At 64.1% G+C, this 26,011-nt stretch carries 23 protein-coding genes; 18 read left to right on the top strand and 5 right to left on the bottom strand.

All coding sequences use genetic code 11. The features are described from left to right. Positions 1-14 precede the first annotated feature (14 nt). Positions 15-545 carry a DoxX family membrane protein gene (locus H578_RS0109410; RefSeq protein WP_022873434.1) on the top strand — a complete coding sequence of 177 codons (531 nt, stop codon included), beginning with the start codon at positions 15-17 and terminating at the stop codon, positions 543-545. Between the two features lie 54 nt (positions 546-599). On the opposite strand, the gene H578_RS15685 is transcribed toward H578_RS0109410, so the two are convergent. After that, on the bottom strand, positions 600-1,664 hold the full coding sequence (locus tag H578_RS15685; RefSeq protein WP_022873435.1) for a DUF4349 domain-containing protein: 1,065 nt from the start codon (positions 1,662-1,664) through the stop codon (positions 600-602). 155 nt (positions 1,665-1,819) lie between these two features. Here H578_RS15685 and H578_RS14510 point away from each other — a divergent pair, with 155 nt between their 5' ends. Together H578_RS14510 and H578_RS0109425 are read left to right on the top strand one after the other, a co-directional pair. Beyond that, positions 1,820-2,623, top strand: a complete 804-nt coding sequence (locus tag H578_RS14510; protein ID WP_084710148.1) for an AzlC family ABC transporter permease — start codon at positions 1,820-1,822, stop codon at positions 2,621-2,623. After that, a complete protein-coding gene (locus H578_RS0109425; protein WP_022873437.1) occupies positions 2,620-2,931 on the top strand; it encodes an AzlD domain-containing protein in 312 nt (103 codons plus the stop codon). Before H578_RS14510 ends, H578_RS0109425 begins: the two co-directional genes overlap by 4 nt. 1 nt (position 2,932) lies before the next feature. Here the strand turns inward: H578_RS0109425 and H578_RS14515 are convergent, their stop codons facing one another. Beyond that, a complete protein-coding gene (locus tag H578_RS14515; RefSeq protein WP_022873438.1) occupies positions 2,933-3,940 on the bottom strand; it encodes a universal stress protein in 1,008 nt (335 codons plus the stop codon). Between the two features lie 211 nt (positions 3,941-4,151). Between H578_RS14515 and fbaA the strand changes: the two genes are divergently transcribed. From fbaA to H578_RS0109470, 8 genes are all read left to right on the top strand, one after another. After that, complete coding sequence (gene fbaA / locus H578_RS0109435; protein WP_022873439.1) at positions 4,152-5,174, top strand: class II fructose-bisphosphate aldolase; 1,023 nt, start codon at positions 4,152-4,154, stop codon at positions 5,172-5,174. A 123-nt stretch (positions 5,175-5,297) separates the two neighbouring features. Continuing rightward, entirely contained in the window at positions 5,298-7,985 is a 2,688-nt protein-coding gene (locus tag H578_RS0109440) for an HAD-IC family P-type ATPase (RefSeq protein WP_022873440.1), read from the top strand. Between the two features lie 20 nt (positions 7,986-8,005). Then, positions 8,006-8,905: an HAD family hydrolase gene (locus H578_RS0109445; RefSeq protein WP_022873441.1), complete on the top strand. Its 900-nt coding sequence runs from the start codon at positions 8,006-8,008 to the stop codon at positions 8,903-8,905. A 137-nt stretch (positions 8,906-9,042) separates the two neighbouring features. Continuing rightward, positions 9,043-10,125, top strand: coding sequence for a phosphate/phosphite/phosphonate ABC transporter substrate-binding protein (locus H578_RS14520; protein WP_022873442.1), 1,083 nt, complete (start codon positions 9,043-9,045; stop codon positions 10,123-10,125). A 128-nt stretch (positions 10,126-10,253) separates the two neighbouring features. Then, a complete protein-coding gene (gene phnC / locus H578_RS14525) occupies positions 10,254-11,114 on the top strand; it encodes a phosphonate ABC transporter ATP-binding protein (protein ID WP_022873443.1) in 861 nt (286 codons plus the stop codon). Between the two features lie 5 nt (positions 11,115-11,119). Further along, positions 11,120-12,196, top strand: coding sequence for a PhnE/PtxC family ABC transporter permease (locus tag H578_RS15690; protein ID WP_156837284.1), 1,077 nt, complete (start codon positions 11,120-11,122; stop codon positions 12,194-12,196). Continuing rightward, positions 12,193-13,416 (top strand): phosphonate ABC transporter, permease protein PhnE, encoded by a 1,224-nt coding sequence (gene phnE, locus H578_RS15695; RefSeq protein WP_022873445.1) that lies wholly within the window; start codon positions 12,193-12,195, stop codon positions 13,414-13,416. Before H578_RS15690 ends, phnE begins: the two co-directional genes overlap by 4 nt. A 240-nt stretch (positions 13,417-13,656) precedes the next feature. After that, positions 13,657-14,082: a DUF3151 domain-containing protein gene (locus H578_RS0109470; protein ID WP_028464134.1), complete on the top strand. Its 426-nt coding sequence runs from the start codon at positions 13,657-13,659 to the stop codon at positions 14,080-14,082. Positions 14,083-14,691: 609 nt separating this feature from the next. On the opposite strand, the gene H578_RS14540 is transcribed toward H578_RS0109470, so the two are convergent. After that, positions 14,692-16,188, bottom strand: coding sequence for a hypothetical protein (locus H578_RS14540; protein WP_022873446.1), 1,497 nt, complete (start codon positions 16,186-16,188; stop codon positions 14,692-14,694). 34 nt (positions 16,189-16,222) lie between these two features. After that, positions 16,223-16,369 carry a hypothetical protein gene (locus tag H578_RS16210; protein ID WP_022873447.1) on the bottom strand — a complete coding sequence of 49 codons (147 nt, stop codon included), beginning with the start codon at positions 16,367-16,369 and terminating at the stop codon, positions 16,223-16,225. A 119-nt stretch (positions 16,370-16,488) separates the two neighbouring features. On the opposite strand from H578_RS16210, the gene H578_RS0109485 reads away from it, so the two are divergent. Together H578_RS0109485 and H578_RS0109490 are read left to right on the top strand one after the other, a co-directional pair. After that, on the top strand, positions 16,489-17,775 hold the full coding sequence (locus H578_RS0109485; protein ID WP_022873448.1) for an adenylosuccinate synthase: 1,287 nt from the start codon (positions 16,489-16,491) through the stop codon (positions 17,773-17,775). Between the two features lie 537 nt (positions 17,776-18,312). Then, positions 18,313-18,600: a hypothetical protein gene (locus H578_RS0109490; protein WP_022873449.1), complete on the top strand. Its 288-nt coding sequence runs from the start codon at positions 18,313-18,315 to the stop codon at positions 18,598-18,600. Positions 18,601-18,618: 18 nt separating this feature from the next. Here the strand turns inward: H578_RS0109490 and H578_RS0109495 are convergent, their stop codons facing one another. Further along, positions 18,619-19,299 carry a class I SAM-dependent methyltransferase gene (locus tag H578_RS0109495; RefSeq protein ID WP_022873450.1) on the bottom strand — a complete coding sequence of 227 codons (681 nt, stop codon included), beginning with the start codon at positions 19,297-19,299 and terminating at the stop codon, positions 18,619-18,621. Positions 19,300-19,315: 16 nt separating this feature from the next. Here H578_RS0109495 and H578_RS0109500 point away from each other — a divergent pair, with 16 nt between their 5' ends. The 5 genes from H578_RS0109500 (at position 19,316) to H578_RS14545 (ending at position 26,011) form a co-directional block, all read left to right on the top strand. After that, positions 19,316-20,008, top strand: a complete 693-nt coding sequence (locus H578_RS0109500; RefSeq protein WP_022873451.1) for a phosphoribosylanthranilate isomerase — start codon at positions 19,316-19,318, stop codon at positions 20,006-20,008. Next, positions 19,998-21,347, top strand: coding sequence for a prenyltransferase/squalene oxidase repeat-containing protein (locus tag H578_RS0109505; RefSeq protein WP_022873452.1), 1,350 nt, complete (start codon positions 19,998-20,000; stop codon positions 21,345-21,347). The genes H578_RS0109500 and H578_RS0109505 overlap by 11 nt, the downstream gene beginning before the upstream one ends. Before the next feature lie 143 nt (positions 21,348-21,490). After that, positions 21,491-24,496 (top strand): helix-turn-helix transcriptional regulator, encoded by a 3,006-nt coding sequence (locus tag H578_RS16220; protein ID WP_028464136.1) that lies wholly within the window; start codon positions 21,491-21,493, stop codon positions 24,494-24,496. A 115-nt stretch (positions 24,497-24,611) separates the two neighbouring features. Further along, positions 24,612-25,169 (top strand): type IV toxin-antitoxin system AbiEi family antitoxin domain-containing protein, encoded by a 558-nt coding sequence (locus H578_RS15970; RefSeq protein ID WP_084710150.1) that lies wholly within the window; start codon positions 24,612-24,614, stop codon positions 25,167-25,169. After that, positions 25,166-26,011 carry a nucleotidyl transferase AbiEii/AbiGii toxin family protein gene (locus tag H578_RS14545; RefSeq protein ID WP_022873454.1) on the top strand — a complete coding sequence of 282 codons (846 nt, stop codon included), beginning with the start codon at positions 25,166-25,168 and terminating at the stop codon, positions 26,009-26,011. The genes H578_RS15970 and H578_RS14545 overlap by 4 nt, the downstream gene beginning before the upstream one ends.

Genomic DNA, 26,011 nt, shown 5'->3' on the forward strand with positions numbered 1-26,011 from the left:
GCAGGAGACTCATCATGGCAGCAGATGCCGCAGTCCGCACCGCCCCACCCACTGAAACCACCGGCCGGGTTCACTCGGCTGCCTGGTACATCCTGGCCGTCGTCCGGATCCTCATCGGGTTCGAATTCCTCTGGGCCTTCCTCGACAAAACCTTCGGCCTGCACTTTTACACCCCGCCAGGCCAGGCCTGGATTAACGGGGTCTCCCCGACCTACGGCTACCTCAGTGCCGAACGAGCCCTCGACTGGCTCTACCAGCCACTGGCGGAGATGTGGATCGTTGAAGTGCTGTTCATGGCCGGTCTGCTCGGCGTCGGGATCGGTCTGATGGCCGGGGTGGCCGTGCGGATCTCCGCAATCGCCGGGGCTGCGATGCTGCTGCTGATGTGGACCGCAGCCTTCCCCATTGAGGCCAACCCGTTCGTTAACTACAACCTCATCAACGCGGTGATCGTGCTGGTGTTCCCCTTCATCCTGGCGCACCAGAAACTCAGCCTGGCCGAGCCGTGGCAGCGGCTCACCGCCAAGGCGCACTGGCTGCACTAATCACCACGTACCGGGCGAGAGCGCCACAGCGGTGAGTGGCGCCGCAGCCGGGACTTAAGGTGTGTCCCGGGGCTCGCCTTCACCCTCCGGGGCCCGTTGCTCCGTCGCTTGCGACGATTGCGGCGGGCCCGGTTGCGTGTGCGGGGGTTGCGTGTGCGGGGGCCGGTCAGAGGCCGCGTGAGTACTGGCGGCAGTCGGGGGGACCGGCGCCCCCGGGCGAGGTCCAGAACTCGGGCCCGTCGAGCTACCGGCCTGAGGGCCACCGGGAGGGCCGGATCGTCCGCGCCGGCGGGACAGCCGCAGCGACCCCCACGCAATGAGCGCAAGAGGAACCCCCAGTGCCACCAGCCACGGCAGCAGAGCACCGAGAGCCACGAGCAGCCCGTTGGTCACCGTGACCAGCCCGTTCCATCCGCTTTGCAGCCCGCCGAGGAAACCGTCGGCTTCGACTTCAGCCACCTCGTCGGCGATGAGGCTCACGTGCAGCGTGGACATCTCCACCTGGTCCCCCAGGGCATTGCGTTCAGCCTGGAGAGACTCCAGATCGGCCTGCCGCTGGCTGAGAACCTCTTCGGCCTCCAACAGTTCCTCGGCATTGGCGGCTTCTTCCATGATCCCCTGGAGGCGCTCCACGGAGACTTCTAAGGCCTCAATGCGCGCTTCGAGGTCGCGCACTACCCCGGTCACGTCTTCGGCGCTCTGGCTGAGTTCGGTCACCTCCCCGAACTCACTGAGCCCTTCGAGGATCTCTGTGAGGTTCTCCTCCGGGATGCGCAATGTCAGCCGGGCAGTGGTGGTGTCCTCGTCTTCGGAGATCTCCCGGCGGTCCTCCACGTGTCCGCCGGCGCTGTCTGCGGTGGCAATGAGCTCTTCAGCCGTTTCGGCAGGGTCATCGACGATCACCTCCGCTGAGGCGTTGGTGATGACCTGCCGGTCGACCTGTTCGCCCGCCAGTGACTCTGAGTCGGCCTCGGCGTCGTCGTAGGCTGCTTCCTCTGGTGCCGCCGCAGCGTCTTCGGCCTCAGCGCTGCTATCACCGTTGTCGTCCGATGTTCCGCAGGCCGCCAGCAGCAGCAGCGCCACGAGCACTGCCATGATCTGTGAGATACCCCGTCCCATGAGGTCACGATAGACCGAGCCTGCAGACCTGTCCATCGCGGTGGGTGAACAACGCGTTGGTGGGGCAGAATACGGCTGTGAGCACCAACGACGACGCCACCGCGGCTGAAGAGCATGACGACGGCCGGCTGCTGCGACTGACTCCGGCAGCCCGCATGGCGGCATCCATCGTCACCGCCGTGTCCCTCTACGGCATCTCCTTTGGTGCCCTGGCCGTAGCGGCCGGTTTCACGTTCTGGCAGACCGTGGCGCTCAGTGTGCTGATGTTCACCGGCGGATCCCAGTTTGCGTTCATTGGGGTCATCGCCGCTGGTGGTTCCCCGGCGGCCGCGTTCAGCAGTGCCACTCTGCTGGGAGTGCGTAACACGCTCTACGCGGTGCAGATCAAGGCGCTGCTCAATCCTCTGGGGTGGAAGAAGCTGCTCGCCGCGCAGGTCACCATCGATGAGTCAATGGCTGCAGCCACCGCCCAGCCGACCACTGCCGAGCAACGCCGGGGCTTCTGGTTGACGGGGGTGGGCATCTGGATCGGGTGGAGCACCGCCACCGCCGTGGGGGCTCTGCTGGGGGATGTGATCGCTGACCCGGAGGCATTCGGGCTCGATGGCGCCGTCGTCGCCGCCTTCCTCGGGTTGCTGTGGCCACGGCTGAAATCTGCGGAACCGTGGGCGTTGGCGGTGCTTGCGGCCCTGGTGACCACGCTGACCATGCCTGTGGTGCCGGCCGGGTTGCCGGTGCTCATTGCCGCAGTCGTGGCCATCGGGTGGGGGATGGTCTCCGCGCGGCTGAAGCCGGCCGAACCCCCACTAGCCCGCGCCTCACTGACCACCGACGACGACGCCTCCGCAGGAACTGACATGACCGCAGGAACCGGCACGACCGCTGAAGCCCTCACCGGTCAGCAGGGCAGATCCGGCTCGGAGGATGCCACGGTCACAGATGACAGGAGCAGAGGATGAGCTTATGGGCATGGGTGCTCGTGGGTGCCGCCGCCGCGTTCGCGCTGAAGATCCTGGGCTACCTGGTCCCCGGCGCGTGGCTGAGCCACCCGCTGGTGGGCCGGATCTCCGGGCTGCTGACGATCGGGCTGCTCGCCTCCTTGGTGGCGATGAACACCTTCTCCAGTGACGGGGGTATCACCTTCGATGCCCGCTTGGGTGCCCTGGCTGCCGCTGCGGTGGCGCTGATGCTGCGCGCCCCGTTCATCGTGGTGGTGATCGTCGGGGCTGCGGCGGCAGCCGGGCTGCGTCTGCTCGGAGTCCCGTAGTTCAGCGGGTGAACTCGGGCTGGTCGGCGAGACGTTCGTCCTCCAGTGGGGGCACCACCATGACCGGACCGGCTGCTTGCGCCAGTACCGCCCGGGAGACCGAGCCCAGCAACGCCGAGGCCACTCCACCCCGGCCGCGGGTCCCCACCACGGTCAACTGTGCATCGGCGCTGATCTCGCGCAGCACGTCAACGGGGTCACCGGGTTCCACATGCGCGGTGATCTCCAGATCCGGGTAGTGGGCTTGGACCCAGCGCCGCTCGGCTTCGAGCGCTTCGTGTAATTCCGCGGCGCGCCGATCGGTGTCCTCGGCGCCCCGCGGGGCCATATCCGGGTACCACATCAGGGCGCTGTCCAGCGGGGGCAGGACCAAGATGAGTCGCAGCGGCACATCGCGCTCGGCGGCGGCCTCAGCGGCTTGCAGTACGGCCACTCGGCTCTGCGGGGAACCATCGATCCCGACGACGACGGGTTCAGTCCGGTCACTGGGGGCGAACCGTTGGGTGCCCTCGCCGGCTACAGCGGCGTAGCTGCGGGGGACCACCACAGTGGGGCATTCGGCGTGTGCCGGTAGCGCGGAGGAGACCGAACCGAGCAGCCGGCCCAGAAAGCCGCCGCGTCCACGTGCCCCGACCACCACCAGTTGAGCGGAGGATGAGAGCTTGACGAGTACACCGGCGGCGTCGCCTTCGGCGGGCCGGTAATGCACCTCACCGGGATAATCGGCCAGGTATTCGCGGGCCTGGTCCAGGACCTTCTCCGTGGCTTCGCGCTTGACCTGCTCTTCGGGAACATCGGGGACTGCAGCCAGGGTGGTGTAGACCGCCGGTGCGATGGTGAATGCTGTCACCACTGTCAGTGGGATGTCCCGGCGCTGGGCGGCTCGGGCCCCGTAGTGCAGAGCGAGCGTGCCTTGTTCGGAGGCGTCATAGCCGACCACCACGCCGAGGGGGCGGTGCTCGGTGGTGAACCCAGTTGTGCCTGAGGTTGTCTGAACACCGTTGTTCATGGTGGACCTCTCCTGCGGGGCGTGAGGTCGTCAATGGGCGGGGACGGCCGCCCCGACTGGTGAAACAATCCCCGTCGGCTTCATTCTACCTCCTTGTTCTACACGCCGTAGAAATCCGGTGTGGTCCGGCTCTCCCTCTTCTCTGAGGTGGCGGCTAGGATTGGCAGAGCAAAGCAAGCGGACAACGACCCCCGTGACAAAGGAGTGCAGCGTGGCCATTGCAACACCGGACAAGTACAGCGAGATGATCGACGCCGCCAAGTCCGGCGGTTACGCCTTCCCGGCGGTCAACGTCACCAGTTCCCAGACCCTCAACGCTGCGATCAAGGGCTTCGCTGACGCTGAATCAGACGGCATCATCCAGGTCTCCACCGGTGGTGCCGCCTACTGGTCTGGCCCCTTCATCAAGGACATGGTCACCGGGGCCAAGGCTTTTGCTGCCTTCGCCAAGGAAGTGGCCAAGAACTACGGGGTGAACATCGCCCTGCACACCGACCACTGCCCCAAGGACAAGCTGGATGACTTCGTCCTGCCCCTGCTGGAAGCCTCGGAGGCGGAGGTCGCCGCTGGCCGGGACCCCATCTTCAACTCCCATATGTGGGATGGCTCCGCTGAGACCTTGGAGGAGAACCTCCGCATTGCCGAAGAGCTCTTAGCCCGCACGGCTGCGGCCAAGCAGATCCTCGAAGTCGAAATCGGCACCGTCGGTGGTGAAGAAGACGGCGTGGAGAATGAGATCAACGAGAAGCTCTACACCACAGTTGAGGACGGTATCGCGACCCTGGAAGCCCTGGGAACGGGGGAGAAAGGCCGGTACATCACCGCGCTGACGTTCGGTAACGTCCACGGGGTCTACAAGCCGGGCAATGTGAAGCTGCGCCCGGAGATCCTCGACGAGATCCAGCAAGCCACCGCACAGAAGTTCGGTGTGGAACGTCCCTTCGACCTGGTTTTCCACGGTGGCTCCGGCTCCACCCAGCAGGAGATTGAGGACGCCGTCAGCTATGGGGTCATCAAGATGAACATCGACACCGACACCCAGTACGCCTTCACTCGGCCGGTGGTTGACCACATGCTGCGCAATTACGACGGCGTCCTGAAGGTCGACGGTGAAGTTGGCGATAAGAAGACGTATGACCCGCGCGTCTGGGGTAAGAAGGCGGAGGAAAACATGGCCGCCCGCGTGGTCGAAGCCGCCCAGAGCCTAGGTAGTGCCGGTAAGACCATCGGCTAGCCGCCCACGTCAGCCGGGGGAGCGGTCGGTCTCAGGGTGAGATGACACCGACCGTCGGGGGAGAACAGTTATTTACTACACTGTATTTCTACTGTGCGTAGAAATGATCTCCGAGGATGGTACATGACGCTCACCCCCGCAGCTGAAGCACACACTCTTTCCCCTGAGGAGGTTCTGCGTCTCCACCAGGTGGATCCGGATGCGGGGCTGAACAGTGCCGAGGCGGCCCAGCGCCTCAGCGAGGTTGGGCCCAACGAGCTGCCCGCTGCGGAGAAGGACAGCGTCGTCGTCCGTTTTCTGCGGCACCTCAACGATGTGCTCATTTACGTGCTCCTTGGGGCTGCCGTACTCACCGCTCTGCTGCAGCATTGGGTGGACACTGCGGTCATCCTCGCGGTGGTGGTGGTCAACGCAACGGTCGGTTTCCTTCAGGAAGGTCGAGCTGAACGTGCCCTGGAGGGCATCCGGCAGATGCTCTCTCCCACGGCCACCGCCCGCCGGGAGGGGAACTGGACCACCGTCCCCGCTGAGGAACTGGTCCCCGGTGACGTCGTCCGGCTGCGGGCCGGGGACAAAGTGCCCGCGGACCTGCGATTGCTGCAGGCCCATGACCTGGCGATCGAAGAGTCCGCGCTGACCGGGGAATCAGTGCCCAGTGAGAAGACCATCCACCCGGTGGAGGCGGAGGCTCCCCTGGGTGACCGGGCAGGCATGGCCTACTCAGGGACGATGGTTTCCTCCGGGGCCGGGCTCGGAGTGGTGACCGCCACCGGTTCCCAGACGGAGATCGGGCGGATCAACACCATGATGAGCGAGGTCGAATCGCTCCAGACTCCCTTGACCCGGCAGATTGCGGCGTTCGGTCGGCTGCTGGCCCTGGGCGTGGTGGCCATGACCGTGGTGCTGGTGCTCATCGGCGCCCTGGTGCACGGCACTGATCTCGGCGAGCTGCTGCAGGCCGCGGCCAGCTTCGCCGTGGCCGCCATCCCCGAAGGTCTGCCGGCACTCATCACCATCACCCTGGCGCTGGGGGTCCAAACCATGGCCCGCCGCAATGCGATCACCCGGCGGCTTCCAGCAGTGCAGACCCTCGGCAGTGTGACGAGTATCTGCTCTGACAAAACCGGCACGCTGACGAAGAACGAGATGACCGTGACTGACGTCGTCGTCGGTGGTGAAGAATTCAGCGTCACCGGTGGCGGGTACGCCCCTGAAGGTCAGGTGCTCACCGCCGAGGGGTCCCCGGTCACCGCCGAGCACCCCAGCCTGGGACGGCTCGTGGCGGCGATGAGTATCGCCAATGACACCCAGCTGGTGCAGAAGCAGGACCGGTGGACCATCAGCGGTGAACCCACCGAAGGCGCACTGATGGCCCTGGCCGGCAAACTCGAGGTGGACCCGCAGACCACGAGGCGGCTGACCACCCTGCCGTTCAGCTCCGAGTACAAACTCATGGCCACGGTGGCTGAGATGGAGCCCCGCCGAGTGCTCGTCAAAGGGGCTCCCGACCGGCTGCTAGACCGCTCCAGCGGCCAACTGACGCCCGCCGGGGAGCGCGAACCCCTCGACCGGGCCGTCTGGGAGGAACACATCGATGCGCTTTCCTCCCGGGGGTTGCGGGTCCTCGCTGCCGCCGAACGCGAAGCCACCTCCGCGGATGCGGAGAAACTCACCATCGACTCCCTCGGTGAGGACCTGACCTTCCTGGGCATCGTGGGGATTGTGGACCCGCCACGGGAGGAGGCCATCGCCGCGGTGGAGGTCTGCCACGAGGCCGGAATCAGCGTGAAGATGATTACCGGCGACCACGTTGGTACCGCCACCGCCATCGCGCAGCAGATGGGACTCGACCACGGGGCCGGGGCCGTCTCCGGGTCGCAGATCGAGGCAGCCGACGACGACGAACTGCGTCGGCTAGCCACCGAGCACAACGTCTTTGCCCGCACCAGTCCGGAGCACAAACTCCGGCTGGTCACCGCCCTCCAGGCTGAGGGGGAAGTCGTGGCGATGACCGGTGACGGTGTCAACGACGCCCCCGCCCTGCGGCGGGCCGATGTCGGCGTCGCCATGGGGGTCAAAGGCACCGAGGTGACCAAGGAGTCGGCCGAGATTGTCCTGGCCGATGACAACTTCACCAGTATCGAGGTTGCCGTCGAAGAGGGCCGGCGGATCTACGACAACCTCCGCAAGGCCATCGTCTTCCTGCTCCCCACCAACGGGGCGCAGTCAGCAGTGGTGCTCTTTGCCGTGGCCCTGGGGTGGACCCTGCCGCTGACCCCGCTGCAGGTGCTGTGGGCCAATATGGTCACCGCAGTGACCCTGGCTTTCGCCTTCGCGTTCGAACCCGCCGAACAGGGGTTGATGAAGCGGCCTCCGCGGGACCCGGCCAAGGGGATCGTTGAAGTCCGTCACGTGGTCCAGATTGCCGTGGTCTCGCTGCTCATCGCCGCAGCGACCATCGGGGTCTTCCAATGGCGGATCGCCGCAGGAGATGAGCTCGACGCCGCCCGCACGATCGCCACTACCGTGCTGGTGGTCTGCCAAGCGTTCTACCTGTTCAACGTCAAGGCGCTGGAGACCAGCAGTATGAACCTCGCCAGCCTGTTCAACAACCGGGTGGCCTGGGGCTGTGTGGCGGGACTGACCGGGCTGCAGGTGCTGTTCATCTACGCCCCACCGTTGCAGGCACTGTTCGACTCCACCGCCCTGGACCCGGCCCACCTGCTCATCATCACCGGGGCCGGGGTGATCGTCTTCCTCATCACCGAGGTCTTCAAGCTGGCCATGTACCGTCGGGTGCAGACCGCCTGAACGCATAAGGGGACCATCAGATGAGTGTGCGGGACAAGCTGCTCGTGCTGGACTTTGACGGCACCCTCTGCCTGGGTGAGGACCCGGTCCTGGCGTACGCCGAACAGGTTGATACCCGGTTGGCCGCCACCGGTCGCGCCACCAACCTGCCCCGCCCCGTGCGGCAGATCGTTGCCGAGGCCTTTGCCACCGACTCCCTGCTAGCCGAGGACATCACCTACACCCAGGCAGGCCACCCCACTGCAGTCACCCCGTCGGCGCCCAGTGCTCGTTCTGCCTCCGGAGCTGGTCTCCCCTCGGGTGCGGTCTCACCCGGTGCTGGATCCGCAGCGGTTGCCCCCGCCCACCCGGTCGCCTGGCCATTGCAGGACGGCTACCAGCTGGTGCAACTACTGGCCACCCAGGCGGGGCTGCCCATCGAGGAATCCTCCGCCGCCTTCCGCGCCGCCCGGGACAGCCTGGTCACCGCCGGCTTAGAGCACACCGATCTCCACGCCCCTGCCGGGGCACGCCGGCTTCTGGCGGCACTGAGGCGCGAGGTCGTCGTCGTACTCATCACCAACTCCCCGGCCGCTGGTTTCACCCCCTGGCTGGAAACCCTCGGGCTGCAGGAGGCCTTCGACGCCGTCATCAACGACGCCCGCAAACCTTTCGGCATGCCGGAGGCCCTCGACTCGGCCCGAAAGGCTGCGCCTGCCCCCATCGATGACACAGCGATCTGCTCCGTCGGTGACATCTGGGGCAATGACCTTGCCCACGTCCACGCCCGCGGCGGGACCACCGTGCTTATCGACCGGTTCTCCACCGGGCTCGGGACCCCCGATCACCGGGTGCGTTCCTGGGCTGAAGCTGCGCCCATCCTCAGCGCTTGGGCGGGACTTCGTCACGGCCACATCACCTCGGCGGAAACCGAAAGTTAACAACAGGTGACAGCTTGCCGAACCGGGCGCTCACAGGTTGTGGCAAGGTTCACCACCGCTTACTCTGATGCCCAGACCCGCGGGGCTCCGTGGGCTGTATCCGCACCTGCATCTTGACGAACTTAAGGAAGTTCCACATGCGTACCACCACCAAGTCTGCGTTCGCCCTGGCTAGTGTGCTGACTCTGGCGCTCACCGCCTGCGCAGGTGACGAAGAGGACGTCACCACTGACGACGATGACGACGACGTCGCCGACACTGACGAGGACAACGGCACCGACGACACCGGCGATGACGACGCTGACGCCGGCAGCGGCATCGAATCCGTCGACGAGATCGTCATCGGCCTGGTCCCCTCCACGGAAGCAGCCGCAGCTGAGGAAGAGGCCGCCGACGAGATCGCCGAGCAGCTCTCCGAAGCCCTCGGCGGGCACCCGGTGGCCATCGATGTGGCCGACAGCTACGTCGGCGTCATCCAAGGGATGCAGTCCGGGGATATCCACCTGGTGATGTCTGGTCCGATCGGCCTGATTCAGGCTGAGGAAGAGGCCAACGCCACTCCGATCCTGCAGTCCATCCGCCACGGCTCCGACCTCTACGTCACCCAGTGGTTCACCAACGACCCGGACACCTACTGCGTGGAGGAAGAGCCCGAGGAGATCGACGGCTACCTCTTCTGCAACGGGATCACCCCGGACTCTGAGCCCGGTCCGCTGGGTGAGGCCGGTCTGGAAGCGATCGAGGACGGCACCCCGGTGGCCTACGTGGAGGAAGGCTCGGCCTCCGGGTTCTACTTCCCGCAGACTCAGCTCAACGAACTCGGCGTGGAAGTTGACGCTCAGTTCGCCGGCAGCCACGACGCCGCCGTGGAGAACGTCTACAACGGCGAGTTCCCCATCGGTACCTCCTTCGACGACGCCCGCGGCAACATCGAAGAGGACTACCCCGATGTGGGCGAGCAGGTCGTGGTCTTCGCCTGGGCTGGTCCCATCCCCAATGACGGAATCGTCGCCGCCGATGTCTTCAGCGATGAAGAACTCGAGATCATCACCGAGGCGTGGCTGAGCTTCGGTGAAGAGGTTGAGGTCGCTGACGAGGACGAAGGCACTGAGGGTGACCCGCTCTACCAGGTCTACGAGATTGAGGGTCTGGTGGAAGCCGACCTCGAAGCTCTCGACCTGGCTCGTGAGGTCTACCACGAGTTCGGCGACGACGAGTAACCTGTAACCAACCCGCGGCACCTCCGTCCCCGAGAGGAGAAGCCGCTCGCGCTCCACGCCGGGGCGGGCCACCCCACGAGGCAGGGTGTTCCGCCCCGGCGGAGGCGTCCCGGCGGCCTGAGAGAACTATGATCAAGTTCGAGAACGTCGATGTGGTCTACCCCAATGGATTCAAAGGGCTGGACGACGTCAACCTGAACATCAGCCAGGGCGAGTTCGTGGCCATCATCGGGCTCTCCGGCGCCGGCAAGTCCACCCTCATCCGGGCGGTCAACGGCCTGGTCCCCTACACCGCGGGGGTGCTCACCGTGGGGGAGACCGTGGTGGATCCTAAGAACAAATCCAAGCTGCGGAAGCTGCGCTCCAAAGTGGGCATGATTTTCCAGCAGTTCAATAATGTGGGCCGCATCAGTGTGCTGAACAACGTGCTCATCGGCCGTTCTGCGGTGACCCCCACCTGGCGTTCACTCATCGGGTGGTACTCCGAGGCGGATAAGGAAGTCGCCTTCCAATCCCTGGAACGAGTGGGCATTGTGGAGAAGGCCTACGACCGTGCCTCATCCCTCTCCGGAGGCCAGCAGCAGCGCGTGGCGATCGCCCGGGTGCTCGCCCAGGACCCGGAGGTCATCCTCGCCGACGAACCGGTTGCCTCCCTGGATCCGCCCACCGCCCGTAAGGTCCTCGGTGACCTGCGCCGTATCCAACAGGACTTGGGCATCACCTGCATTGTGAATATGCACCACCTGGATCTCGCCCGCGACTACGCTGACCGGATCATCGGGATGCGTGCCGGCCAGGTGGTCTTCGACGGGCGGACCGAGGAAGCCACCGACGCCGTCATTGAGGATGTGTACCAGCGCTCCCTCACCGCCGAGGATGTCGCCAGCCTCGATGCGCCCATCAGCCTCGATGACCTGCCTGAGGGTGCCACAGTCGAGGATCTTGAAGAAGCCGTCGCGGCCGCAGGCGACGCCGACGGGAAGCGCTGAGGCACGTGACCGCAGTCGCCGAACCGACCACCACGACGTCGTCGAGCACGACGACGCCGCAGCGGCCTCAACCACCGAAACCACCGCTGAGGGCCTACCTGGGTCTAGTGCTCATCGCCGTGGCGGCCTTCGCGTTCTTCTGGTGGACCCGCGAGGACACTTCGGTTCTTTTCCTGCCGCTGGGGTTCACCACCCTGTGGGCCCCGCAATGGCCGCTGATCGGTTTCCTGGTGATGCTGGCGGTGCTGGGGTTCTGCTGGTTCACCCGCACCGGGCCCATGGGTGCCCTGGGTGCGCTGTCGGTGGTGATTGTCACCTATTGGGCCGGATCAAATATCTACTTCCTGGACCGGATTGTGGATGTGCCCGGCCGGCTCACCGGAGGCAACACCCGCGATCAGCTCATCGGCTACTTCAACCCGGACTGGCAGTACCTGCTGTTCAGTAATGTGGCCGGAACATCCCGGCCCATCTGGGGTGAATGGCTCATCACCCTGTGTATGGCTGTGGTCGCGACGATCGTGGGCTGTTTCATCGGACTGCTGCTGGCGATGGCCGCCTCCCCGGTCTCCAGCCCGAATAAAGCCACCAGCCAGACCATCAAGGCCGCCAACTCGGTGATCCGCTCGATTCCCGACGTCGCCTGGGCACTGCTGTTCGCCGTGTTTATCGGCTCCACTGCCTACGGGTACGGGGCGCTGGCCGCAGTGCTGGCGCTCATCATGTTCAATATCGGGATCGTCGCCAAACTGCTCGGCGAATCGATCGACGCCATCCCGCTTGGCCCCATTGAGGCGGCTGATGCTTCCGGGGCGAACCTGCTGCAGCGAGACCGGGTGGCCGTGCTGCCGGCAGTCATGCCCAGCTTCATCTCCTATAGCCTCTACGTCTTTGAGCTGAACATCCGTGCTTCGGCGGCGCTCGGCGTCGTCGGGGTCGCCGGGATCGGTGGAGAGCTCAGCCGCCAGATCAACCGCATGTCCCAGGGGTATGAGAACGTCGGGGCGATCCTGTGGGCACTGGTGCTGGTGGTGCTGCTGGTGGATCTGCTCTCACTGTGGATCCGGAGGAAGCTGCTGTGAGTTACGGGTACAAGATCGTTGTTGGGCTGACCGGGGCGGTGCTCGTGGCCGCGGCGGCTGTGCTGCTCACGGGTGCTCCGGCGTCGTCGACCTCTGATGTGTTCTACCGGTCCATGTGGGGACTGGCCGCCGGTGCCGGCGTGGTGGCGCTCGGGCTGGCGGTCTACGGGTTGGCGTATGCAGCCACCGGGAAACAACGTGCCCAAGAGGCTGTGCGGCAGTCGGCGGGGAGCACGCAACGCCCCGGGCAGTACACCCCGGACCGACTGGATATGCGCCCGGTGAAGCCGGTGAAGTTCTGGTACAACCTGGCGCTGATCTCCGTGGCGGTGATCTTTGTCAGCTCCGCTGCCGGCACCGGTATGGAACTGCGGGCCTTCCTCGATATGCCCGCGCGGATGTGGGAGTTCAGCACTGCGATGGCCTCCGGGGTGTTCCAGGTGCCGGATGAGGAGCTCCAAAGCGCCTGGGGTTCAGCCTTTGACGCGATGCTCGAATCGGTAGCGATCGCCTGGATCGGCACGCTGGTGGGGGCGGTGTTCTCCCTGCCGTGCGGGATCCTCGCTGCCCGGAATATGAGCACGCTGAGTGTGTACATCCCTATGCGGTTCATTCTCTCAATCATCCGCGCGGTGCCGGAGATCGTGTTCGCTGTGGCGATCTTCATCCCGCTGCTGGGGGTGGGGGCCGCTGAACGCGGTGGCGCCATGGCGGGTGCCTTCGCCCTGGGGATCAGCTCGATCGGGACCCTGTCCAAGCTGATCTCCGAGGCGATCGAGGGGGTTGACCCCGGTCCGTTGGAGGCCTCCCGGGCCTCGGGCGCCACTCACGCTCAGATGATCCGGTGGGCGGTGCTGCCTCAGGTGCTGCCGGAGGTGCTGGCGATTTGGTTGTACCGGTTTGAAGTGAACATCCGGGCTTCGGCGATCCTCGGTGCCCTGGGGGCCGGGGGTATCGGCCGGCTGATTAGCCCGCCCAACGGGTTGTTCGGTCAACGGCCCTACCCGTGGGAGGAAATCGGGATCACCTTGTTTGTCATCATCGTCATCACCATGGCGGTGGACCAGATCTCCGCGTTCGTGCGGCATCGGGTGATCCACGGCAAACGGGTCCGCCAGAAGAAATCCCGAGGCGGGGGTGGACCTGCCCGCCGTGGCGATCCCGCTGGCGACCCCGCCCCTGATGAGGGCGGACCCAAAGCCGCCGCGGTCCCCGTGTAAGGGGTCGCGGCTGTGCTGAGAGCCCCGCTTGCGGAGAGCTCCGTTGCTAAAACCCCGCTGCTGAGCCCCGCTGCGGTGGAGTGCCGGTTGCTTGAGAGCCCCGCTGAGTACTGGCGTCGGCCGTTCTGGTGCACCGTGGCTTCGGCGTAAGCGGCCGGGCACTTCGGCGAGTTGAATGGTTGAGCGTTCGCGCCGACGTCGTGCGCTGAAAGGGTGGGATCAGCGGTTAGGCTGTGGGGCATGAGCATGATTGGCCGTAACCTCATGGAGCCTGACCCCACGTTGCTGCCCGAGGAGCCGGAGGTCATCGAATCCCTGGCTGCTGGTGAGGAACCGGTGGATTTGGCGGCGAAGCATCCGACGTCGTCGTTGGTGTGGGCGCTGCTGGCAGAAGAGGCGCTCGACGCCGGCTACACCGTGGAGGGCTACGCCTACGCTCGGGTTGGTTACCACCGGGGGTTGGACGCGCTGCGGAAAGCCGGGTGGCGGGGCCAGGGGCCGGTGCCGTGGAGCCACGAACCCAACCGCGGGTTCCTGCGTGCTCTGGCGGCCTTGGGCCAGGCGGCGGCGGCCATCGGGGAGACCGACGAAGTTCACCGCATCCACACCCTGCTTGACGACTCCGACCCTGTTGCCCGGGAAGCGATCGCCCGTATCCGCGGCTGATCGCGCAGCCGGCCCCGCTGCCCGGGACGTGACCGCCCGTATCCGCGGCGCCGCCAACGGTTCCTGCGAGAACTCAGCCCACTGCTTGGGAAGTGATGGCCCGTATCCGCGGCTGAGTGCGCCCCCGGCCCCATTGTCCGGGACGTGATGGCCCGTATCCACACGCTGCTTGACGACCCCGACCCTGTTGCCCGGGCAGTGACCGCCCGTCTCCGCGGCGCCGCCAACGGTTCCTGCGAGAACTCAGCCCACTGCTTGGGAAGTGATGGCCCGTATCCGCGGCTGATTGCGCCCCGGCCCCATTGTCCGGGACGTGATGGCCCGTCTCCGCACCCTGCTTGACGACTCCGACCCTGTTGCCCGGGAAGTGATCGCCCGTATCCGCGGCTGATCGCTACTCCGATCCTGGTGCCTGGTAAGTGATGGCCCGTCTCCGGGGCTGATCCGGGTGACCGCCCTTCGCTTCACCCCGTTCAACCCCTTCCCAACCTCCGAGTTTCCCACCCAAATTCCCGTTTCCCACGGAAATTCCGGTGGGAAACGTCATTTTGGGTGGGAAGCAGGTGGCACAGGGGATTGGCGGGCCCAGTGGTTGGGGTGGTGGTGCCTTCAGCGGGCCCAGCGGATGGGGTTGCGGAGGCCGTGCCCTTCGACGTCGTCGGTGTGCTCCGGCAGCGAGTCCGCTGAGCCCGCCGCGACCCCGTACCGCTCGGCGAAGGCATCAACGTCCTGCACGCTGAGGGGCTCGGGCAACTCCCGATGCTCGCCAGCGGTTTTCATCGCCTCCTGGTAACGGAAAGCCCCGCCGGTGTCCGCCGGATAGGCCTGCTCGTCAATCCCGATCACCTCGCCGCGCTCCTGCGCATGCGCTCGGGCCAACTGACGCCAACGCTGCGGTTCCACCAGGCCAGGGGAGACCAGCCCGTGAGAGAACAGGCTGATGAGGATCTCCCGGTAGGGGGCACTGTTCTCCAAGTACTCCTGCAGTACCCGGAAGCTGGGTTCCATGTGGAAACGGTTCCAGAACGGCACCGACCCGGTCGCCAGTGTCCACCACGGGTCTAGGTGCGTGTACGTCTGGGCCAGGAGGCGATTGTCCTGCCAGCCGAGTCGGCGGTACCAGTCCCGGTACAGCTCGGCGAGGAACGCGGAGGCGTCCTGGGGCTCATTCTGGTGCAGCCGACGTCGTGCGTATCCGTGTTCGGTGGCGAACGCGTCGATCTCCGCGCCGAGTGCAGGATCCCAGCCCCATTCGCCATCGGGCACCCGGCCGGTCGGGTCCGGGGCCTGCCAGCTCCGGTGCTCCGAACCTTGATCCTCAAGGAAGGCGGCGACCCGTTCGCTGCCGGTGGTGTACTCCTCCTCCGGCAGACCACCGAGACAACCGAACTGGAACCAACTGCGCTGCGCCGTCTCAGCGGACTGGGAGGTGTCAGTCACCCGCCAGGTGCGGGTGTTCTCTAGGGTGATGATGACCCCGCCGGGTGCCAGACGCCGGCGCAGAAAGTCCGCGTAGATCTCGCCCAGTTCCCGCCGCTTGAGCCGGAAGAACGCCGACTGCGCCATCATGGGGCGATCTTGGGCCGGATCGTGCATGTGATAGACGCTCACCCGCGGGTTATTGCGCGCGATCTGCTCGGCCGCCGGCGCCCAGGCCTCCATCGCGGAGGTGATCTCATCGGGGTGGGTTTCGCCATCGCGTACCGAGACCAACGTGGTCTGAGGCAGATAGGGCACCCCCAGAGCTGCGGAGAGGAAGAACGCGGCACCGGAGACGGCGCCGACGACGACGGCAGGGTAGGTCGTCTCAGCAGAGATGGCGTCGTCGTACTCACCAATAACCCATGCATCGATCGCGTCGACATCGATCTCCGGGATGTGGCGCTGCGGCAGAGCCTCACTGCGGCCAGCCAGTTCAAAGGCCTTCTCCCGCACCCGGCGTGGCGGCAGGGTGGCGAGCTTCGCGAGCGTCTCCGAACTGGGGCCGGTGCCCATGGCCGGGTGTCCGCCACCGGTGAGGAATCCGGAAACAGCCCGGACCGCGTTAATGGAGGATTCGAAGTCTGTGACCTGATGTGCGCCGGTCTTCTGCGCGTGGTGACCCATAGTGTTCCTGTTCTGACCCATTCTGAGTGCCTGCTCACCCCCTGCGGCTTCCGGCCCACCGCAGCACCATCCGCAGCGCCTTGTAGGCGGCGATGAGCGCTAGGACCTTCGGCATGCCGAACTTTGCCAGCACGCGGGCTTTCAGAGCGGTCGCGAGAATCTTCTTCAGTGCTGTACCCATGTGGCGAACACCCTAGTCAGTGCGTCTCGATGTCGGCTGGATACCGGGTTGACGGTCTCTGCGTGCCGCGCGTTGGTAGACTCAATGCGGCCTACAGCACACCCCCGGAAGGACCATCCATGCCCGCCATCGTCATCGTCGGCGCCCAGTGGGGCGATGAGGGAAAGGGCAAAGCCACAGACTTGCTTGGCTCCCGCGTGGACTACGTGGTCAAGCCCAACGGAGGTAATAACGCCGGGCACACCGTGGTGGTTGGCGGGGAGAAGTTCGAGCTCAAGCTGTTGCCGGCGGGGATCCTCTCACCGAATGCGACCCCGGTGATCGGTAACGGTGTGGTGGTCAACCTGGAAGCGCTCTTCCACGAGATCGAAGGGCTCCAGGCGCGCGGGGCGGATACCTCCAAGCTGCGGATCAGCGCGAATGCCCACCTGGTGGCTCCCTACCACCAGACCATGGATAAGGTGACTGAACGGTTCCTCGGCAAGCGGGCGATCGGCACGACCGGGCGGGGGATTGGCCCCACGTATATGGACAAGGTGGGCCGGCTGGGCATCCGGGTGCAGGATATTTTCGATGAGTCCATCCTGCGGCAGAAGATCGAGGGAGCGCTGCGGCAGAAGAACGAGCTGCTGGTCAAGCTGTACAACCGCCGGGCGATCACCGTCGATGAGATCGCCGAGTACTTCCTGAGCTTCGCCGAGCAACTGCGCCCCATGGTGGTGGACTCCACAATCCTGCTCAACGATGCGCTGGACCGCGGGGAAGTGGTGCTGATGGAGGGTGGACAGGCCACGTATCTCGACGTCGACCACGGCACCTACCCGTTTGTGACCTCGTCGAATCCCACGGCGGGGGGCGCTTCAGTGGGCTCGGGGATTGGGCCGACGCGGATTACCCGGTCCATTGGCATTATCAAGGCCTACACCACGCGGGTCGGGGCCGGGCCGTTCCCCACGGAACTGTTCGACGAGTGGGGGGAGCGCCTGCAGACCGTGGGTGGAGAGTTCGGGGTGAACACGGGCCGGCCACGCCGCTGTGGATGGTACGACGCCGTCATGGCCCGGTATGCGACGCGGATCAACGGCTTCACCGATTACTTCCTGACAAAGTTGGACGTGCTGACCGGGATCGAGCGCATCCCGGTGTGCGTGGCCTATGACGTCGATGGTGTCCGGCACGACCAGATGCCCATGACGCAGACGGAGTTCCACCACGCCAAACCGGTGTTCGAGTACCTGCCGGGCTGGACAGAGGACATCTCCGGTGCCCGGAGCCTGGAGGATCTGCCGCCCAATGCGCGGAACTACGTGCTCACCTTGGAGCAGATGTCGGGGACTCGGTTCTCCGCGGTGGGTGTTGGCCCTGGCCGCGACCAGGTCATCCAGATCCGCGACCTCATCGACTAAACCACCCAGTGATGTCTCGACACGTAGACTTCACGCCTCCGGAGGACCCCGGTTCGAGTAACCCGTCATACGACGCCGGGCCTAGCGCGATCTATGCGGGAGAGATTTGGCCGATTGAGCCCGAATGGGTGACGGCCAAAACAAGTCATCACATCTGGAAGGGGCACAAGGACCGTTCCGGGGATCTCAAGGGTGGCCATCGTCCGGGAGTAAATTACCCAGGGAAAACGACTTTTCCAGCGGGGATGACGCCGCGGGACATCATTTGTGCCACTCTCGCCGTTCGTGAAAATCCCCAGTACGTGGTGCATCGACGAGTTGGTACCAGGTTGCGTGGGGAGACTCAGGGTTTTTGGCTCGAAGTGCGGGTCAATCAGCGTCACCGCGTGACCACAGCATTTCCCCTGTACGGCCGAGATGTCTGGGGTACTCCCTACTATGGCGGAAAATTAGTGCACATTGCGACACTTGAAGAGTACCGAACCTTTATCGACCCAGACTTCAAGATGGACTCGTGAGAGGCGTAAACTGCAAGACATGGACAACCGCAGCCAACTGCTTGAGGCGTTGCTGGTAGAGCATGGCCCCGCCTTGCCCCAAGACGTAGTTCGCAATACAAGGGGCGACATGCGTCGGCGTGAATACGTCAGTGCGGCTGTGGAGTTGTTCCCGGAACTAGCGGAAGCGCGCGTGAGGTTGAGTCAGGATCATTTGGCCCAGATCCAGAAGTGGTTCACGCAGGATGACTTCGAAGAAGAAGGATATCCAGAGGTCCAGGACTACGTTGACCGCCTTATTGCCCATGGGTTCAAAGCCGCGGCTTAACGCTCACCACGGTTCCGGCTATCGCTTGGCGAGTTGGAACATGATGAAGCCTGGCTCGGTGGTGAGCTGCTCGTAGATTTCCGGGTGAGTCTTCGCCATTGCCTTCACGGGCCGGGGCTCCACCAGACGTTCCACTATGAAGCCTGCTTCACTGAATTCATCCACCAGAGTTTGGAGAGGACGACGCCGGTAGCGCACCTTCAATCCGATGGACCACTCGTCGTCGATCATGGTGTCAGTGAAGTAACTACCCTCTAGGCGTGCCCAGTCCCACGAAGGGTGGTGAGTGGAGAGCACTAGCTTGCCGTCATCGGTGAGGACACGATGCAGTTCTCGCAGTGCCGGCACCGGATCTGGAAGGTAGTGGAGCACCAGCGCCATCAGAACTCGGTCATAGGTGCCATCCTCGGCCCAATGCAAGGGTTCAGCTAGGTCATGCACCCGGAGTTCGGCAGTTTCGCCGAGCCGTTGGCGTGCTAACTGAAGAAGTTCCCCGCTGGCATCGAACCCCGTTAACTTAGCCCCCTGCGCAATGAGTTCACGCGCGTAGAGGCCAGAGCCGCAGCCGGCGTCGAGCACCCGTAACCCAGCGACGTCGCCCAGCAGAGTGAGCAGGGCAGGCCGGTCATACAGTGCGTTGAAAGGCGAGACCTGGGCGTGGGCATCATAGGATTCGGCATGAGAGTCATAAAGGGCCACCCGATGATTCTCCTATATGACCGATTCGCCGGACCACTGGCGCACCGAGGAGGAATGCATGCGGCTATCGATCTGCGCCAACCAAAGTCCTGAGGACATCCACGCCTGTGTGTCCGGTGGCGCCGACGCCGTCGGGGTGCTCATTCAGGTGCGCCATCTAGCCGAAGATGCCGTAGGGCTTGATACTGCCGCTGAGCTGCTGAAGCGAGTTCCGCCCTATGTAGGGCGGTATGCCGTCACTCATGCGGTCACTGCAGAGGAGGCGTTGGCAGGAGCCAACGCACTGGCCATCGACACACTGCAACTGCACGACGAGATCTCCCCTGAGGACGTCGCTACCATCCGCGCAGAACGCCCGGACCTGCGCCTCATCAAAGCAGTCCCGATTGCCGAGACCGTGCCGGATACTTCGGTGTGGCATGAGCTCGTCGATGCGCTCATCGTGGATTCGGTAGACCCGAGTGCTGCCCGGATTGGTGGTACAGGACTGACGCATAACTGGGATCTCTCCGCAGAGCTTGTCCGTCGCTGTCCGCTGCCGGTGATTCTCTCTGGGGGCTTGCGACCGGAGAACACGGCAGAAGCAGTGGCGGCAGTACAGCCGTGGTCGGTGAATGTGAACAGCGGGGTGGAAACCGGCGGTAAAAAATCGGCTCAGAAAGTCGCCGCCATGCTGAACCAGGCACGTCAGGCGAGCCGTGGCCACTGAGACTGTTGCTGAGGTCGTCGAGACGGCTGTCTCTTCGGTAGGTTCACAGCGTCGGCGCCGGGAAGCCTGCGACTGGTTGGTGGAGCAACTGCGGGAGACCACAGACGGTGCCGCCGGTTGGGGCTGGGTGGCTGACGTGCCGCCGAATCCCCAAAACACTGCCGAAGTGGTCTGTGCCCTCACAACGGCCGGGGAACCGATCCCTGAGCCGGAGAAGGTGCTGCGGCTGTTGGAGACGGATACCGCCGACGCCGACCACAAGCAAGATTGGTCATTCACGTCGGTGATCGACATGGGGTGGCGGGTCAGGGCCCTGCAGTGCATGGATGAGGCCGGGCATATGCCAGAAGGTGCAACGTCCACTCGTGATTTGGCGGAAGAAGTTCGCGAGGCCAAACGTCCTTACGGGTGGTCTTTGACCAGAGAAGGGCCAGGTTCCTACTCCCCGTACGCCACGGCGGTAGCGGTGCGCGCACTGGCGGCCTACCCCGAGACGCGGTCTTGTGCGGAGTTACGTGAAGGCATTGAACTGCTGACTCAGGAACTGGGTAAAGGCGACAGCGACGGCGCTAAATTGTCTGACCAAGCGCATGCTGTGGCGGCACTTTCGGATGCTCATGTCACTCGATTGCTGGCAGGTACCCAGCGGCGAGCCGTGCGCCGGGCTGTCACCAGGCTGCTGCACCGGTTGGACAAGGCCCCTGTGGTCGAAGAAGAGATGTTTTACCGGGAAGATGAACGCGACTACTGGCGTCATCTCACGTTGCCGCACGCACTGCTGGCGATCCTCAACGCGGAACCGAAGTACTTACTGGAACCGGCGTTTCGGCGTGCTTTGAAACGACTGGTGGGAATGCAGGACCTCGACGGCGCCAACCGTGGTGGCTTCCGCACTTCCCCCGAGGGCTTCGTCACCAGTTATGCGACAACTGCGGCGGTAGAGGTCCTCTGCTTGGTGGACCGTGCCGCTCCGGACGTGGTGGATCCTGCCTACGTGCTGGACCTGGTGTGCGATGTGCGCGGGGAGCACCATGAGGATCCGCAGGAGATCGCCCATGTGGGACGCAAGCGTATGGTGCTGAACTCCACTGCAGCCTTCATTCAAGCAGTGACGGTCACGGTACTGTGCGCGGCACTGGCGCTGCTGATGTTCTTATTCGAAGAAGCGCTTCCCATGTGGGGAATGCGTATCGGCGCAGGGGCCGCTCTGGTGTTGGTGGTTGCTTCTTGGGCGGTCTACGTGATGACCTATCCGCGCACGAATAACCTCCGGGTGGCTCTTGGCGCCGGAACTGTCGTGACCGCGGTGGGGATCCCGTTGCTGGCCTGGTGGATATGAACACCGTGTAATATTGCACCTGGTAGTTGATACGAGGGCTGTGGTGAGTTAAGTGCTGGCGTCCCGGTGATTCGATACCGGATGCATATACTGGAACTGGATCTCCCCCCAGATATTGTTATAGGAGTCATATTGTGTGGTCTGTGCGGCCTGTCGTCGGACGTGAGAAGGAAATCTCGCAGATTCGCCGAGCCGCCGACCTCTCCACTCCTGGTCGCCCCCACTTTCTCTACGTAGAAGGTTTCGCCGGCGTCGGTAAGACCACCACGGTTCTGAAGGCCTTACATCCGTATACGGACCGCCGTGAATACTCCGTAGTTCTTGACCGCGACGCCGGCGCCTCACCTGGTGCCGCACTGCGCCGCTTCCTGCAGCGGCCGGGGGAGGATCTCAGCTCTTACAGCACAGACGATCTGGTCGCCCTGGCGGTGGAGCGGGCCAGCCAGCGCATCACCGAACCCAGCATCCTCACCGTGGCCAATGCCCAACGTTTGGATGCTGAATCCGCCCAGGCGGTGATTCGGGTGCTCTCCCTGATCCGGGGTCTTCCGCTGTTGGTGGTCTTCACCGGCCGGCCCAGCCCCTGCCCGGCGGTCACCCAGCTGGCTGGGTTTGCGCGCAACAGCCCGCAGGCGGCCTACATCGGCCTGGATCCGCTCACCCCCGTGGAGACACGGGAGCTGCTGGGCCACTACATCAACACGCCCATCAGCACAGAGGTGGCGGAGACGGTTCACGAGCACACCGCCGGCTACCCGTTGCTCATTCACGAAGTCGGTGAACACTTGGCTTCGGTCCCCATCGGGCGACGCCGGTTGGCTGATTCGTTGCGGATCCTGGGGTCGGGCCGGGCCTCTCAGCGGATCCACCGGGCCTTGGATGAGGTGCTCGCTCCAGCGTCCCCGACGACGATCCGCGCCTTGGAACTGCTTGCCGCCTCCGCGGAGTGCTCCTCAGAGTCGCTCTCCAAGCGGGAGATCGACGAAGCTCTCGGGGAGGCGACCGTGGAGTTCAGCGATCTGCTGGAGACCGGGCTCGCGGTGTGGGATGAGACCCGGTTTGGCTACACCACCCGCAACCACGTGATTGCCCGGGCATTGCTGGATCGGACGAGTTCGCAGAACTACGCGGAGGTCCACTGGCGGCTCTCTGAGGTGCTGGACGAGGTCCGCTCCCTGCGCCACCAGGTGGCGGCAGTCCGCGCCTCTGCGCAGAGTGAGGATATCGACTGTCTCATCACTCGGCTGCGGGAGCAGGCGGAGAAGGCGCTGATGCGTGGCGACCTTGAGGATGCGTTCCAGTGGTTTCTTCGGGTGGCGCAGCTGCGTCCGGATGCTAAAGCATTAGAGGACATCCTGCACATTGGCGTGCCGTTGGGACACATGGACTGTTTGCCGCCGTTCGGGGCGGCGTTGCGCCGACTGGAGCCGGGTCCGTTGCGCCAGGGTGGTTTGGCTTTACTGGCGTTGGAGGAAAACGATCTCAGTGAGGCGATCGCCGCCGTCGAACGTCAACCCCGCTTTGATGTCACCGCCCAGGGTGCGCTGGTCTTCGCTCACGCGGTGGCGAACCTTTCGGCCCAGCTGGGGATCCAGGGGATTATTGGCCGTGCCGCCCAGGTGAAGATGCACACCTTGATGATGCTCTCAGCCATGGAGGAGAATCTCCGGCACAGGATCGCCTCCTATAGTGAGGATGACCCTCTGCCGGTGGAGGGTCTGGAGTGGGAGCGGGCCCATGCGGCCGGTCTGCGGGCGGTGATTGAGCTGTGGCAGGTGTTGGAGCACCGGGATCCGCAGATGATGCGCCGGGCGGTGGATGACATCTCCCTGGAGTTGAAGCGTTTGGAGCAGGTGCCGATCACTGAGATGTTCCAGGTGGGGTTGCGGGCTGGCCGGGGGACTCGGTTCCGTCAGATCAGTGACCCGGTCCGCGCGTATGAGGATCTCACTAAGGCCACGGAGACCGCTCAGGGTAGCCAGTTCCTCATCTACGCGCAGGCGCAGCTGGCTCATGTGCTCTTTACGGCTGGGTTCTGGCAGGAGGCGGAGGATGTCGCTGCCTACGCTGCAGGCCGTGCACTGGCGGCCCGGGAGGATGCTTCTGCGTTGATCGCCTACGCCACGTGGGCGATGGTGCCGCTGTGCCGCGGGGATTACGAGCAGGTCCAGCCGCTGATTGAGGAGCTGGAGGAGGCGCGCTCTAGTACTGGACCGATTTTGGCGGCGTCGTTGGAGTATTTGCACGCCTGGCGGGCGGTGATTGAGGCTGACCATGAGCTCACCGTGCAGCACCTGTTGAAGATGCGGGATACCTCCGGTGGCTGGTGGAACATCGGTATTGACCCCATGCTGCTGCTGGTCCGGGCGGCGCACTATGCGGGCTGGGGTTCGGCGATCCAGCCGCTGTACCGTGCGGTGACCTCGGGCGATTGCCCGGCTCGGGATGAGTTCCAGTACGCGGTGACTAGCTATATGGAGGCGTTCCAAGCCTGGCAGGCCTATGACCCGGTGAAGGCTATGGGCCACTTTCTGAGGGTGTATGAGTGGTTGGATGCTCAGCCGCCGTTGCGTTCGGGGATGCAGACCTCAGAGTCGGGTGGCTACCGGATGCACAAGGCGTTCAATTTCTTGGATATGGCGGCGCTTCTCATTGCGTTTCCGGAGGAGTTGCGCCGGCACCGGGCCACGGCGATCGAGGGGCTGGAGTGGACGGCTTCGGTGTTCCGTAGTGTGAATGCTCAGGGGTTGATGCAGTTCGCGCTGGAGGAACTCTCTGCTTTGCGGCCGCGGCTGCACATGGGGCATGCCCCGAGTGCTCATGCACCCAATGGGAACTCGCAGGGGCAGTCGGCGGAGCCTCAGCACCCCACACCGGCTTTCCCTCCGCCGCGGAATGAGGACGACGACGCCGGCCCCAGTCCCATGGAGAAGCTTTCGGCCCGTGAGCGCCAGGTTGCCTTACTTGTTGCCGACGGCAATACGAACAAGGAGATCGCCGAGGAGCTCAATGTCTCGGTGCGGACAGTGGACTTCCACGTGAGTAATGCGTTGGCCAAACTGGGGTTGCGCTCACGCCGGGAGATCCGCCGGAAGCTTCGCGGGCTGGACAACGGTACTCACGTGGAGGCGTCCCTCCCCGCGCGGTGAGATGGGCCATAAGGAACGAGGGAATATAGAGGGATCGGCTTCCTCTATTGAAACAAAGCGTTGACAGGTAGAGTTATCTGCGTACATTGTGTTTCAGGGGCAGAAGGTGAGAAGTATGTCCGCGCTGACTCCGGGAATCGCTGGTCGCGAGGGTCTTTCACGCAGTGCACTTTATCGCGCTGCCCAGGAGGGACGGTTTGAGCGGATTGCGCGCGGGATCTATCTGCCTTCTGATGCTGCAGCGACTGACTGGGAATGGGTAGAGGCCTCGACGCGCCGGCCGGAGGCGACGATCTGCCTTACTTCTGCCCTGGCTTATTATGACCTTACTGACGTGATCCCGGATGCGCTCAATGTCGCGATCCCGCGAGGTGTTCGCATTCCTGCGACTGACTCAGCTATCACGTGGCACTCGTTTGACCGTTCGACATTCGACATCGGGCGCGAAGAAATCTCTATTCCAGGCAGTGAGTTGACGATTGGTCTTTATTCGCCGGAACGCTCAATCGTCGACGCTTTTAGGTTGCGTGGAGAGCTGGGGTATGAATTGGCCCGGGATACCTTGAAGGAGTGGTTGCGTCGAGGAGGTAAGCCTGCCCATCTCATGGAGATTGCTACTCGAGTTCCACGGGCTAAAACCCCGGTACTGCGAGCGCTGGAGCTACTGTCATGACAAGCGGAGTGGAAATCTACAAGCGCATACAGTCTGCTGCCCGTTCAACGGCGGATAAGACCGGAGTACCCGCGCCAACGCAGGAATACCTGATCCGGCACTTATTGGAGTCTTTTCTTGATCGGCTCACGAGGACACCCCATGGGGATGATTTTGTCCTCAAAGGTGGGATTCTGCTTGCCGCCTATGGGGTGCGGCGGCCCACGAAGGACGCTGATGTCAACGCAATCAGTACTTCAGTAACTGCCGAGAATTTGGCAGGTGTAGTGCATGATATTGGAGCCGTTGAGACGGAAGACGGTGTTCTGCTCGATACAGACACAACGAGCATCCAAGAAATCCGTGAGCACGCGGAATATCCGGGGTTCAGAGTCCGAGTGAAGGCCAATATTGGGCCGTGGTCGGGTACTGCAGCGTGGGATGTTTCGACCGGAGATCCGATCATTCCCGCTCCCCGGCCTATTCGGATTGAACGAGTGCTTGGTGAGCCTATTGAGCTGCTAGGTTATGCCGTTGAGACCACCATCGCAGAAAAGGGTGTCACCATTCTTGAACGTGGTACGACGAGTACAAGGTGGCGCGATTATGTTGATATTGTCCAGCTTGCCCGACAAGGGGTGGAGGAAGCTGAGCTGTTACGATCTGCGCGTGCTGTAGCTGCTTATCGGGGTGTTCGCCTTGAGCCAGTTGGTCCGCGTTTAGTCGGTTACGGAGCGATTGCCCAAAGAAAGTGGGCCGCGTGGCGCCGCAAAGAGGGACTCGAAGCCATATGTGAGGAGAATCTTGATGATCAGGTCGCGCTTGTCGCTTCCTATCTCGACCCAGTCTTCAGCCAGGGATAG

This window comes from Nesterenkonia alba DSM 19423 (assembly GCF_000421745.1).
GTDB lineage: Bacteria > Actinomycetota > Actinomycetes > Actinomycetales > Micrococcaceae > Nesterenkonia > Nesterenkonia alba.